11 protein-coding genes are annotated in these 13,057 nt (G+C 66.0%); 4 read left to right on the forward strand and 7 right to left on the reverse strand.

The annotated features are described in order from the left end of the window. Positions 1-3: 3 nt before the first annotated feature. The gene (ctaD, locus tag GR168_RS15825; RefSeq protein WP_065632663.1) at positions 4-1,788 is read right to left on the reverse strand and encodes a cytochrome c oxidase subunit I; all 1,785 of its coding nucleotides are present in this window, start codon (positions 1,786-1,788) and stop codon (positions 4-6) included. 291 nt (positions 1,789-2,079) lie between these two features. On the opposite strand from ctaD, the gene GR168_RS15830 reads away from it, so the two are divergent. Beyond that, on the forward strand, positions 2,080-3,129 hold the full coding sequence (locus tag GR168_RS15830; RefSeq protein WP_159371167.1) for an ABC transporter substrate-binding protein: 1,050 nt from the start codon (positions 2,080-2,082) through the stop codon (positions 3,127-3,129). A 140-nt stretch (positions 3,130-3,269) separates the two neighbouring features. After that, a complete protein-coding gene (locus tag GR168_RS15835; RefSeq protein ID WP_065632744.1) occupies positions 3,270-3,758 on the forward strand; it encodes a carbonic anhydrase in 489 nt (162 codons plus the stop codon). A gap of 33 nt (positions 3,759-3,791) precedes the next feature. Here the strand turns inward: GR168_RS15835 and GR168_RS23755 are convergent, their stop codons facing one another. Next, positions 3,792-3,965, reverse strand: coding sequence for a hypothetical protein (locus tag GR168_RS23755; protein ID WP_091344398.1), 174 nt, complete (start codon positions 3,963-3,965; stop codon positions 3,792-3,794). 153 nt (positions 3,966-4,118) lie between these two features. Here GR168_RS23755 and GR168_RS15840 point away from each other — a divergent pair, with 153 nt between their 5' ends. Beyond that, positions 4,119-7,121, forward strand: coding sequence for a DEAD/DEAH box helicase (locus GR168_RS15840; RefSeq protein WP_238994911.1), 3,003 nt, complete (start codon positions 4,119-4,121; stop codon positions 7,119-7,121). Continuing rightward, on the forward strand, positions 7,118-7,927 hold the full coding sequence (locus GR168_RS15845; RefSeq protein ID WP_159371168.1) for a hypothetical protein: 810 nt from the start codon (positions 7,118-7,120) through the stop codon (positions 7,925-7,927). The genes GR168_RS15840 and GR168_RS15845 overlap by 4 nt, the downstream gene beginning before the upstream one ends. A 5-nt stretch (positions 7,928-7,932) precedes the next feature. On the opposite strand, the gene nrdF is transcribed toward GR168_RS15845, so the two are convergent. From nrdF to GR168_RS15870, 5 genes are all read right to left on the reverse strand, one after another. After that, the gene (nrdF, locus tag GR168_RS15850) at positions 7,933-8,907 is read right to left on the reverse strand and encodes a class 1b ribonucleoside-diphosphate reductase subunit beta (protein WP_065632743.1); all 975 of its coding nucleotides are present in this window, start codon (positions 8,905-8,907) and stop codon (positions 7,933-7,935) included. A gap of 17 nt (positions 8,908-8,924) precedes the next feature. After that, positions 8,925-9,665, reverse strand: a complete 741-nt coding sequence (locus tag GR168_RS15855) for an NUMOD3 domain-containing DNA-binding protein (RefSeq protein WP_238994912.1) — start codon at positions 9,663-9,665, stop codon at positions 8,925-8,927. Between the two features lie 51 nt (positions 9,666-9,716). Next, complete coding sequence (gene nrdE, locus GR168_RS15860; protein WP_065632658.1) at positions 9,717-11,909, reverse strand: class 1b ribonucleoside-diphosphate reductase subunit alpha; 2,193 nt, start codon at positions 11,907-11,909, stop codon at positions 9,717-9,719. 85 nt (positions 11,910-11,994) lie between these two features. Beyond that, entirely contained in the window at positions 11,995-12,459 is a 465-nt protein-coding gene (gene nrdI / locus GR168_RS15865) for a class Ib ribonucleoside-diphosphate reductase assembly flavoprotein NrdI (RefSeq protein ID WP_159371170.1), read from the reverse strand. 188 nt (positions 12,460-12,647) lie between these two features. Then, positions 12,648-12,881, reverse strand: a complete 234-nt coding sequence (locus GR168_RS15870) for a redoxin NrdH (RefSeq protein ID WP_004019249.1) — start codon at positions 12,879-12,881, stop codon at positions 12,648-12,650. Between the last annotated feature and the right edge of the window lie 176 nt (positions 12,882-13,057).

Below are 13,057 nucleotides of genomic sequence, written 5' to 3' on the forward strand. Positions count from 1 at the left end.
GGGTCAGCGCGGGTCGGGATCCGGGGATCCCTCGTGCGTTCCCACGGTGAACGGCTCGCGACGAGCCTCTTCCATCTGACGGTCCTTGCCCGCGGCGTGACCCGGGCCGACGTGTGCCTCGGCACGCATGCGGTCGATCATGTGCGGGTAGTGCAGCTCGAACGCCGGTCGCTCCGACCGGATGCGGGGCAGCTCGGTGAAGTTGTGGCGCGGCGGCGGGCAGGAGGTGGCCCACTCGAGCGAGTTGCCGAAGCCCCACGGGTCGTCGACGGTCACGACCTCGCCGTAGCGGTAGCTGCGGAAGACGTTCCACAGGAACGGCAGGGTCGACAGGCCGAGGATGAACGCGCCCACGGTCGAGATCATGTTCAGCGTCGTGAAGCCGTCCGACGGGAGGTAGTCGGCGTAGCGACGCGGCATGCCCTCGTTGCCCAGCCAGTGCTGCACCAGGAAGGTCATGTGGAAGCCGATGAACGTCAGCCAGAAGTGGATCTTGCCGAGTCGCTCGTCGAGCATGCGCCCGGTCATCTTCGGGAACCAGAAGTAGATGCCGGCGTAGGTGGCGAACACGATGGTGCCGAAGAGCACGTAGTGGAAGTGCGCGACGACGAAGTAGCTGTCGGACAGGTGGAAGTCCAGCGGCGGGCTCGCGAGCAGCACACCGGTCAGACCACCGAAGAGGAACGTCACGATGAAGCCGACCGAGAACAGCATCGGGGATTCGAACGTGATGTGACCGCGCCACATCGTTCCGATCCAGTTGAAGAACTTCACGCCGGTGGGCACCGCGATCAGGAACGTCATGAAGGCGAAGAACGGGAGCAGCACGGCGCCGGTGACGTACATGTGGTGGGCCCACACCGCGGCCGACAGGGCGGCGATGGCGAGCGTGGCGTAGATCAGACCGGAGTAGCCGAAGATCGGCTTCCGCGAGAAGACCGGGAAGACCTCGGACACGATGCCGAAGAACGGCAGGGCGATGACGTACACCTCGGGATGTCCGAAGAACCAGAACAGGTGCTGCCACAGGATGACGCCGCCGTTGGCCGGGTCGTAGATGTGGGCACCGAACTGGCGGTCGACCTCGAGACCCATCAGCGCCGCGGTCAGCAGCGGGAAGATGAGGAGGATCAGCACGCTGGTCACCAGGATGTTCCAGGTGAAGATCGGCATGCGGAACATCGTCATGCCGGGTGCGCGGAGACAGATCACGGTGGTGACCATGTTGACGCCACCGAGGATGGTGCCGAGACCCGAGACGGCCAGACCCATGATCCACAGGTCGGCGCCGATGCCGGGGCTGTGCACGGCGTCGGTCAGCGGCGTGTACGCGGTCCAGCCGAAGTCGGCGGCGCCACCGGGCGTGATGAAGCCGGCGACGGCGATGGTCGAACCGAAGACGAACAGCCAGAAGCCGAGTGCGTTGAGTCGCGGGAAGGCGACGTCGGGCGAACCGATCTGCAGCGGCAACACGAAGTTGGCGAAGCCGATCACGATCGGCGTCGCGTACATCAGCAGCATCACGGTGCCGTGCATCGTGAAGAGCTGGTTGAACTGCTCGGTGGACAGGAACTGCATGCCCGGCATCGCGAGCTCGCCACGCATCAGCAGGGCCATGAGGCCGCCGATGAGGAAGAACGCGAAGCAGGCGGTGATGTACATCATGCCGATCAACTTGTGATCGGTCGTCGTCAGCAGCTTGTAGATGAACGAACCCTTGGGCTGATAGCGCTCCGGGAACGGACGCACTGGAGCCACTTGCGTGGTGGGTTGGTCTACCGCGGTCACAGATCCTCCTCTTGCCCGAACCCGACGCCGAACCCCTTCGGCCGTCGGTCGGCACATGAACAAACCGAGCGCTGGTTACTGATCCTAAACCCTCACCGGTGCCCGGGCCGAGCGGGTCCTACGATCTGTCGTATTCGATGTCGGAGCCACCGGATCGGCAGTGCTCATCGGCGGTTTCTTCGACGACGCGCCAGGCTCTCGGAGCACCCCTCCGATCACCGGCGTCCGGCGCCCGGGAGTGCGCATCCGAGCCTACGCCGGGTGTCTCGGGACCGGTGCTAGGTTGGGCGGGTGCAACGGAGGGTCACGGTCGCGAACGAGGCCGCCAGAAGTGTCGAGGCAGCCACCGGCGAGACCCGGTGCTCACTCGTCCGACGCATTGGCCTGGCGACCACGATCGGGTTGACCGTGGTCGCGCTGGCCGCCTGTTCGGGCGAGGAGCCGCTGACGACTCCGGACGGCTCCCCCATCTCCACCGTGACGACACGGGTGGCGGAGGTGAACATCGTCTCGGCCGACCGTGATTACGCGAAGACCTGCCTCGCACCCACCGCGCCGGATCCGGATGAGGCCGACGTCGAACGCATCGTCGTGACCGACCCCGCTGTTCTCGACGCGCTGTGCGCCCTCGGGCTCGGCCCCGAGGTCGTCGCGGTGGCTGCCGAGCCCGGTTCCGTGCCCGAGTATCTCGGTCCCCAGCTGACCTCGGTCCCGGCCATCGGACCGATGCCCGACGCCGCGGCGGTCGCCGACGCCGACGCCGGACTCGTCCTCACCACCGCCGACACCGCGGACTCCGCCCGCGCGTTCCCCGGTGTCCGCACCGTCACCGTCCCGACCGACGGCACCTGGCAAGAGCAGTTCCAAGCCGTCGCCGACGCCGTGAACCGCAGCGGGTCGGGTCGGACACGCCTCGCCGAGTACACGACCGAGGCCACCAAGACCGGCCGGCGGATGGACGCCTCGCACACCCAGGTGTCGCTGGTGCGCTTCGGCGACGACTCCGAGACCATCGCCGGGATGAACACCTTCGCCGGCCAGGTGCTCGGGGACATCGGCGTCCAGCGGCCCGGCCCGCAGCGCGTGCCCGACTCCTTCGCCCTCACCGACGACGACCTCCGCGACGCCGACGCCGACCTCATCTATGTGAGCTTCGAGGGCGAGGAGGGCCTCGCCCACGGGGAAGAGGTCCTGCTCAGCGACGAATGGCTCAGCCTGGGCGCACCCGTGTGGAAACGTGTGCTCGCCGTCGACGACGACGTCTGGTACGAGTCCTCGGGACTCGCCGCCGCCTGGCTGGTCCTCAACGACGTCAAGGGCTCACTCGACGGCAACTCCTGACGGTCTCCGATCGGCAGGTGTCGCACATCGTTGCCCCAGGCGCAACGATGCACTACATCTGCCGGGTGCCGTTTCGGTCACTTCCGATCACCGACGTCCAAACCCTCGCCGGGGCGACGTCGACACATCAGGATCGGCGCATGAGTGTCACCGACGAATACCTCGCGAACAACGCCGAATACGCCAAGACCTTCACCGGGCCGTTGCCCCTGCCGCCGGCCAAGCACGTCGCGGTGGTGGCCTGTATGGACGCCCGGCTCGACGTCTACCGCATCCTCGGATTGAACGAGGGCGAGGCCCACGTGATCCGCAACGCCGGCGGGGTGGTGACCGACGACGAGATCCGCTCCCTGGCCATCAGTCAGCGACTGCTCGGCACCACCGAGATCATCCTCATCCACCACACCGACTGCGGCATGCTGACGTTCACCGACGACGACTTCAAGCGCCAGATCCAGGACGAGATCGGGCAGAAGCCCGCGTGGTCGGCGGAGGCGTTCGCCGATCTCGACGAGGACGTCCGCCAATCGATCACCCGGATCCAGAACAGCCCGTTCGTCACGAAGACCACGTCGTTGCGCGGGTTCGTCTTCGACGTCGCGACCGGACTCCTGCGCGAGGTGTCCTGACCCAGGTGTCCTGACCCGGGTAACTCAACCCTCCTACGAGTCGCCGCCCTCGGAGCGCTGGACCGCTTCGGGGGCGTTCTCGCGGGTGGCCATCCCACCCTCGCGTCCGTGGTCCTGCGGGCCGGGCGGATCCTTCTCGACTTCGGTGTCCGGACCCTTGCCGGTATCCCTGTCCCCCGAGGTCGCGGAGCTCTCGGACTGTCCCATCGGTACCTCCTACGATCTTCCGGCCGGTCTGCCGGGCGACGATCGTCGATACCCGGCTCCCCGAGCGGGCAAACCACTGTCGGTGGTCTCGCGCACCGTCCGCCGTCGACGACTGGTGTCGGAGCCCGTCGCTAAACTGGCCGACGATCCTCCATGCCACATGATGCGCCGTCCAGCGGGCAGCCTGCCACCGACTCTGCCCCGAAGCCCAGCCCCGCCGAGCCCCTGCACGCCCTGTGGCGACCGGGCGTCGGCCTGGCGGTGTGGGTCGACGGGGACCCGTCCGATCTCGCCGCGCCCCTTCGCGACCTACTCGACGGCCGTCGCTTCCGCAGCGAGATCCCCGTCGTCGACGCCGACGGCCACCGACGTTTCGTCCGCGCCGCGACGTTGGGCATGACGTCGGCGATCACGCTCCTCGACGCGTCGCGATCCATCGCGGTGACCGGCGATGTCCGCTGGTATCGATATCTCCTCGACGGTGTGCGGGCCTTCGTGCGGTCGGGCACCGTGGCGCCGTCGGTCCAGCAGGTGGCCGGCGAGTGGATGGTGCGCTGGGTCGTCGTCGCGACGCCGACGTGGCGCAGCTGGCATGCCGTCGTCGTGGGAAGCGCGCCGGATGCGCTGCTGCACAACGGGTCCGCACCCGCCCTGGACGACTTCCTCGCCGAACTCGTCGACCACGAATGCCGTTCCGCCATCGCGCGTTCCGCCGTCCGCCTCGGCGAACCACGGCCCGCGTCACCCATCGTGCGGGCACTGCTCCCCGACGCCGATCCCCGCCCGCCCAGCTCCCCCGAACGGCTCGCCGCCGCCGCGGGTGGCTGGTCGCGGTGGAACGCCGGCGCTCCGCGCGACGATCGCTCGCTCATCTTCCGGCTGCACGAACCCGAGTACGACGACCTCGCCGACGTTCCGTGGGCCGACGCATGGGACGACGACACGGTCGACCCGCCGAGCCGCGCCGAGGTGGCCGAGACCTCGCGGTGGCGACTGCAGGTCTGTCGTCGGAGCATCGACGGACAGGTCGAACCCGTCGCGCCGCACCGCCTCGACGCCCACGAACTCGACGAACTGACGACCGAGTTGGCCACGGCAGTCCGCGAATTCCCCGAACTGGGCCGCGCCGACCCCGATCGGGGTTCCCTCGACTTCCTGCTGCCGACCGCGATCGCGGAAGAACTGTTCGCCACGGGCGCGGCGGCGCTCGGCGCCGTCGGCATCCCGGTTCTGTTGCCGAGGACGATCGCCGAGGTCCGTCCGAGTCTGACCTTGCGCGCGCTCGCCCCGCCCGGCGGCGGCGCACCGGCGGCGATGGTCGGCCTGCGGGAGATCCGGGAATTCGAGTGGCGTCTAGCCCTCGGCGACACCCCCGACGCGATCACGCTCACCGATGCCGACCTCGACGAATTGTCCGGCCAGAAAGGCGATCTGGTCCGCGTGCGCGGGGTGTGGATGCGCGCCGAGGGCGCCGCGCTGACCCGGGCAGCCACGTTCGTCGCCACCCAGCGCGCGCTGGCCGCGGCCGAACCGCCGAGCGACTTCGGCGAGCTGTTCAATCTCGTCACAGGCGAGTCGGACCGTCTACCCGTACCGGTGTCACGAGTCGAAGGCCTCTCCTGGCTCGACGACGTCGCCGACACCGGCGTCCTTCGACCTGCATCCGTCGCGCCACCGACGGGGTTGACCGCCACCCTGCGTCCCTACCAGCAGCGCGGCCTGGACTGGCTCGCCCATCTGTCGACTCTCGGTGTGGGCGGCGTGCTGGCCGACGACATGGGCCTGGGCAAGACCCTGCAGGTCATCGCTCTGGAATGCCACGAGCGCAGCGATCCGTCCGCGTCGCCTGCCGATGATCGTCGGAAGCCGACGCTCGTCGTCTGCCCGATGTCCCTGGTCGGCAACTGGGCGCGGGAGTTCGCCCGGTTCGCGCCCGCGCTCCGTGTGGCGATCCACCACGGGCCGTCCCGCGAGTCCGGGGCGGCGTTCGCGGGCATCCGCGAGTCCGTCGACATCGTGGTCACCACCTTCGCGATCGCGGCGCGCGACCACGAGTTGCTGTCCTCGCGACCCTGGCATCGGATCGTGGTCGACGAGGCCCAGCACCTCAAGAACGTGAACACCATTGCGGCCAAGGCGGTTCGGACGGTCCCCGCCGACCATCGCCTCGCTCTCACCGGCACCCCGGTCGAGAACCGCCTGGAGGATCTCCGCGCCGTCATCGACCTGGTCAACCCTGGACTACTCGGCTCCGCGTCGGTGTTCCGTGCACGCTACGCCGAACCGATCGAACGGGATCGTGACCCGGCCGCCCTCCGACGGTTGTCCGCGATCACCCGGCCGTTCATCCTGCGCCGCGAGAAGACTGATCCGGCGATCGCCGCCGACCTCCCGGAGAAGGCGGACTTCGCCGTCCGGGCCAACCTCACCGTCGAGCAGGCGGCGCTGTACCGCGCGGTGATCGACGAACTGATGGCGGCACTGCGCGACAAGCAGCAGCGCACACTACGACGCCGCAACGTGCTGGCCGCACTGACCCGCCTCAAGCAGGTGTGCAATCACCCCGCGCACTATCTGGCCGACGGCACCGACCTCGTCCGCGACGGCGAACACCGCTCCGGCAAGGTCGAACTGCTGGCCGACATCGTCTCCACCGTCGCCGAGGAGGGCGACCGCGCATTGGTCTTCACCCAGTTCGCCGCCTTCGGCGACATGCTGTCGTCGTGGTTGTCCGCGGAGTTCGGCAGCGAGATCCCGCTTCTGCACGGCGGTCTGGGTCGCACCGAGCGCGACCGCCTGGTCGCCGACTTCCAGTCCGACGACGGGCCGCCGGTCCTGCTGGCGACGCTGAAAGCCGGCGGCACCGGGCTCAACCTGACCGCGGCCAACAACGTCATCCACGTCGATCGGTGGTGGAACCCGGCCGTCGAGGACCAGGCCACCGACCGCGCCTACCGGATCGGCCAGGACCAGAAGGTGTCGGTGCATCGGTTCGTCTGTGTCGGCACCATCGAGGAGCGCATCGACGACATGATCGCCAAGAAACGTGAGCTGTCCCGGCTGACGGTCGCGGCCGGCGAGAACTGGGTGTCCGACCTCGCCGACGACGAACTCTTCGAACTCATCCGGCTGCGCGACGAGGCGGTCAGCGAATGACGGTGCGCAAGAAGGGCACGCAGCGACGCGGTGAGCGTGGCACGATCGCGGTCCGCGGCTATGGCCTCACCTCATGGTCACGCGCCTTCGTCGATGTCGTCGAGGGACGCGGCGCCGACGGCGAATCGGTCGCGGACAGCCGGCGTATCACCAAGGCGCGCAGGTATTTCCGCGATCGGCATCTGCGCGGCCTGCGGATCGGCGCCGGCCGGGTGACCGCCTCGGTGGAGGGCACCCAGCTCGAGCCGTTCGACGTCATCCTGACCACCCGCACCGTCGACACACCGACACTTGCGAACCTTCTCCGCGAGCGCAACGCTGTCGATGAACTCATGCTGCTCACCCGCGGCGAACAGCCGCCGGCGCTGGGTGAGCTGCTGGTGCCTACGGAGTCCGCCGACGTCGAGACCGACTGCACGTGCCCCGACGAGGCGCCGCGGTGCATCCATGCTCTCGTCACCTGCTACGAGGTGGCAGCCGAGATCGACCGCACCCCGTTGACCCTGCTGACCGTGATGGGCACCGACCTGCGAGCACTGCTGGCCGAGATCGATTCTCGCCCACCGGTATCACGGACCGCGGACGACGCCCAGTCCGCGGAGTCGTTGCAAGTCGACGACTACTACGGCACCGCCTCGACGTTGCCTCCGCTGCCGTCGCCGTCGCGGATGAACCCGCTGACCGCGCTCGACGGCGGCGAACTACGGGCGGCGTTGCGCGCCACCGGTGTCGCGCCCGCCGACATCGCCGAGGCGATCGACGAGCTCGGCGATCTCTACGACCGCCTCACCGCCGGCGATTCGTAGCGAGACTAGAAGTCCCAGTCCTCGTCCTCGGTGTTGACGGCCTTGCCGATGACGTAGGAACTGCCCGACCCGGAGAAGAAGTCGTGGTTCTCGTCGGCGTTGGGCGACAGCGCCGACAGGATCGCCGGGTTCACGTCGGTCTCGTCGCGCGGGAACATCGCCTCGTAGCCCAGATTCATCAGGGCCTTGTTCGCGTTGTAGCGCAGGAACTTCTTGACGTCCTCGCTCAGCCCGACCTCGTCGTACAGAGCCTCGGTGTAGTCACTCTCGTTGTCGTAGAGCTCGAACAGCAACTCGAAGGTGTAGTCCTTGAGCTCCTGACGACGCTCCGGGGTCTCGACCTCGAGTCCGCGCTGATACTTGTAGCCGATGTAGTACCCGTGCACCGCTTCGTCGCGGATGATGAGGCGGATCAGGTCGGCGGTGTTGGTGAGCTTCGCGCGGCTCGACCAGTACATCGGCAGGTAGAAGCCGGAGTAGAACAGGAACGACTCGAGCAGCGTCGAGGCGACCTTGCGCTTCAGCGGGTCGTCGCCACGGTAGTAGTCCATGACGATCTGCGCCTTGCGCTGCAGCTGCTCGTTCTCCTCCGACCAGCGGAACGCCTCGTCGATCTCCTTGGTGGAGCACAGTGTCGAGAAGATCGAGCTGTAGCTCTTGGCGTGCACCGACTCCATGAAGGCGATGTTGGTGAGCACCGCCTCCTCGTGCGGAGTGGTGGCGTCCGGGATCAGCGACACCGCGCCGACCGTGCCCTGGATGGTGTCGAGCAGGGTGAGACCGGTGAACACCCGCATGGTGAGCTGCTTCTCGTATTCGGTGAGCGTGCCCCACGACGGGATGTCGTTGGACACCGGCACCTTCTCGGGCAACCAGAAGTTGCCGGTGAGGCGATCCCACACCTCGGCATCCTTCTCGTCGGGCACGCGGTTCCAGTTGATCGCCGAGACCCGGCTGACCAGCTTAAGCTTCTCAGACATGGCAGATGTCGCTTTCTTCACTCATCGGGTTTGGCTACATCGTCGATGCAGTACTGACACGTGCTCTTGAACACGCCTTTGTTCGTGTGGTGCCTGGTGTGGGCATTCCGTTTGCTCGAGGGCTTTGGACGCCCCCTCTGAGCGTCGGACATCTTGCGGCGTGTCTCCTCGCTCGCGCGCCGCCCGAAGTTCGGATTTCCCTCGCCTTTTCGTTGCTCCGACAGTCGAGCGCGAGCTTCCTCCGACATGACGCGCCCGTAGCTGGGGTGAGCAGGTCCGAACTTCCCGAAGTTCGGATTTGCTTCTCCGGTGATAGAGCCTCTGCGCTGGACCGACCACTTCTCACGCTGTTCGTCGGAGTGCTTGAGACCATAGAACGGATTGTCATCCGCAAACCGGCTCAGCCCCTTCCGTCCAGTGGAACGAACCCGAGCCGCTTCTCGCATCTCCCCGGTCCAAACCACCCCGGTAGGACCCAATCCGCCCTCTGCCAGGTTCAGCAGCGGTTGGCCGTCGCGCTTGAGGTAGGCGATCCAAGCGATCTCGGCCTCCCCCAACTCGTTGAGTCCTTCGACGAACTGCAACTCGTCCGCCAAAACGTTGTCGCGATCTTGCAATCGGAGCCAGTCATAGAACGGTGTCTTTCTTCCGGCCGCCGCGACTTTGAAGTGTTGCCGCAGCCGCTGCTGCCCAGTTTTTGTGGTGAGCCCGATGTAGCGATAGTCATACGCGGCCCGCAACCGAACCCCGTAGATCACGCCGCCTGTGGCCGGAACCCTGTTCGTATGCAATGGTTCACACTCAACAGGTCACAACATGCAGCTGACGCAATTTTCCACCTCGGTCCCCTCGAGCGCGATCTGGCGCAGGCGGATGTAGTAGAGCGTCTTGATGCCCTTGCGCCATGCGTAGATCTGCGCCTTGTTGACGTCGCGCGTGGTGGCGGTGTCCTTGAAGAAGAGCGTCAGGCTGAGGCCCTGGTCGACATGCTGCGTGGCCGCGGCATAGGTGTCGATGATCTTCTCGTACCCGATCTCGTACGCGTCCTGGTAGTACTCCAGGTTGTCGTTCGTCATGTACGGCGCCGGGTAGTAGACGCGGCCGATCTTGCCTTCCTTGCGGATCTCGATCTTGGCGGCGACCGGGTGGATCGAACTGGTCGAGTGATTGATGTAGCTGATCGAACCGGTCGGCGGGACGGCCTGCAGGTTCTGGTTGTAGATGCCGTCACGCTGGACGGCGGCCTTCAGCTCACGCCAGTCGTCCTGGGTCGGGATGGCGATCCCGGCCTGCCCGAACAGGTCTCGCACCTTCTGGGTCGCCGGCTCCCACACCTTCTCGGTGTACTTGTCGAAGAACTCACCGCTCGCGTACTTCGACTTCTCGAAGCCGGTGAACGCCCGGCCGCGCTCGGCGGCGATCCGGTTCGACGCGCGCAGCGCGTGATAGAGCACCGTGTAGAAGTAGATGTTCGTGAAGTCGATGCCTTCTTCGCTGCCGTAGAAGACCCGCTCACGCGCCAGGTATCCGTGCAGGTTCATCTGCCCCAGGCCGATGGCGTGAGACTGGTTGTTGCCGTGCTCGATTGAGGGCACCGACGTGATCGTGGTCTGGTCGCTCACCGCGGTGAGGCCGCGGATCGCGGTCTCGATGGTCTGGCCGATGTCGGGCGAATCCATCGTCTTGGCGATGTTCAGCGAACCCAGGTTGCACGAGATGTCCTTGCCCACTTCGGCATACGACAGATCGTCGTTGAAGGTCGACGGCGTCGACACCTGCAGGATCTCCGAGCACAGGTTGGAGTGGGTGATCTTGCCGTCGATCGGGTTGGCCCGGTTCACCGTGTCCTCGAACATGATGTACGGGTATCCCGACTCGAACTGCAGCTCGGCGAGGGTCTGGAAGAACTCGCGCGCCTTGATCTTGGTCTTGCGGATGCGACGGTCCTCGACCATCTCGTGGTACTTGTCCGTCACGTTGACGTCCGCGAACGGTACGCCGTAGACACGTTCGACGTCGTACGGACTGAACAGGTACATGTCGTCGTTGGCCTTGGCCAGCTCGAACGTGATGTCCGGGATGACCACACCGAGCGACAGGGTCTTGATACGGATCTTCTCGTCCGCGTTCTCGCGCTTGGTGTCGAGGAAGCGGTAGATGTCGGGGTGGTGTGCGTGCAGGTACACCGCGCCCGCGCCCTGCCGGGCACCGAGCTGGTTGGCGTAGGAGAAGGAGTCCTCGAGCAGCTTCATGATCGGGATGACACCCGAACTCTGGTTCTCGATCTTCTTGATCGGCGCACCGTGCTCACGGATGTTACTGAGCAGCAAGGCAACTCCGCCGCCGCGCTTGGAGAGCTGCAGGGCCGAGTTGATCGACCGGCCGATCGACTCCATGTTGTCCTCGATACGCAGCAGGAAGCACGAGACGGGTTCGCCGCGCTGCTTCTTGCCGGAGTTGAGGAAGGTCGGCGTCGCCGGCTGGAACCGGCCCTCGATGATCTCGTCGGTGAGGTTGCGGGCGAGGGCCGTGTCGCCGTCGGCTAGGGTCAGCGCCACCATGCACACGCGATCCTCGAAACGCTCCAGGTACCGCTTGCCGTCGAACGTCTTGAGCGTGTAGCTCGTGTAGTACTTGAACGCCCCGAGGAAGGTCGGGAAACGGAACTTCTTGCTGTAGGCGTGCCCGAAGAGGCTCTTGACGAACTCGCGGTCGTACTTCGCGAGGACCTCGGGCTCGTAGTAGTTCTCCTCGACGAGGTAGTCGAGCTTCTCGTCGAGATCGTGGAAGAAGACCGTGTTCTGGTTGACGTGCTGCAGGAAGTACTGGTTCGCGGCTTCGCGATCCTTGTCGAACTGGATCTTGCCCTCGGCGTCGTACAGGTTGAGCATCGCATTGAGAGCGTGGTAGTCGAGCTCGCCCGGGTCGTGTCCCGAGGGCCCGGGGTGCACACCCGACTTGCTGGCTGAAGTGGTGTCCGAGACGGCGGCGGTGGGCGACACGACAGATGACTCCTGCGGGTAGTGGGCCGGTGAAGGCAGAGTATCGATGGGGTACGACAGGCCTTGGAAGGCGCGAAGCGCCAAATCAGGCGGGCGAGGCGCTGAGCGACACGCTCGCCGCGAACGCCGGACTCTGGGCGAACTCGGCGAGTCCCGCGCGGACGCGGTCGACATCGTCGGAGGTGCCCATCAATTCGAATCGGTAGAGATAGGGAACGCCGCATTTGCGTGCGATGACGTCGCCGGCATAACAGAACTCCTCGCCGAAGTTCGTGTTACCCGCCGCGATCACCCCTCTGATCGATGATCGATTGTGTTCGTCGTTGAGGAAGCGGATGACCTGCTTGGGAACGTAGCCGCCGGGTTGCCCCGTCGCCTTGCCCCCGCCGTAGGTCGGGCAGACCAGGACATACGGCTCGTCGACACGGAAAACACCGGTCCGATCGAGGACCGGGATGCGCACGGCGCGCATGTCCAGTTTCTCGACGAACCGGTGGGTGTTCTCCGAGACGGAGGAGAAATACACGATCAACGGCGATTCTGCCGCCATGTCTCCTCCAGCCGGTAGTTCTCGTGATCTCGCCGGCCGTGTCCGGCCCGGCACTGTCGGTGTCAACGCCGTGAGCGGCGTGACCATTTCCTCGATGACCTCGCGATGCGATGTGATCCGGCTTCCCCGTCGGATCGCCTCTGCACCGCCGGTCGGGCGGGCGATGTCACCGTGATGGTGACGGCAGATCAGGCAGCGGCGGTGGCGAGTGCCTTGATGCGGTCGGGACGGAAGCCCGACCAGTGCGCGTCACCGGCGACCACGACGGGTGCCTGCAGGTAGCCGAGCGCCATCACGTAGTCACGCGCCTCGGCATCTTCGCTGATGTCGACGATCTCATAGGACAGACCCTGCTTGTCGAGGGCCTTGTAGGTGGCATTGCACTGGACGCAGGCCGGCTTCGTGTAGACGGTGATAGACATTCGGAGGTACTCCTCGGGTCGTAGGAATCGCCAGTGACGTGCGGTTTCCCAGCGTGAAGATGGTGACCTGGATCACCATCGTGGTGGCTTTCTCCGAGGAGTCGAACTGCTTCTCGTCGTCTGCCTGACTGGTAGCTCAAACACTACACCTAGTGGCTGACATTTCTGGTCACCAC

The organism is Gordonia sp. JH63, assembly GCF_009856645.1.
Lineage (GTDB): Bacteria > Actinomycetota > Actinomycetes > Mycobacteriales > Mycobacteriaceae > Gordonia > Gordonia hongkongensis.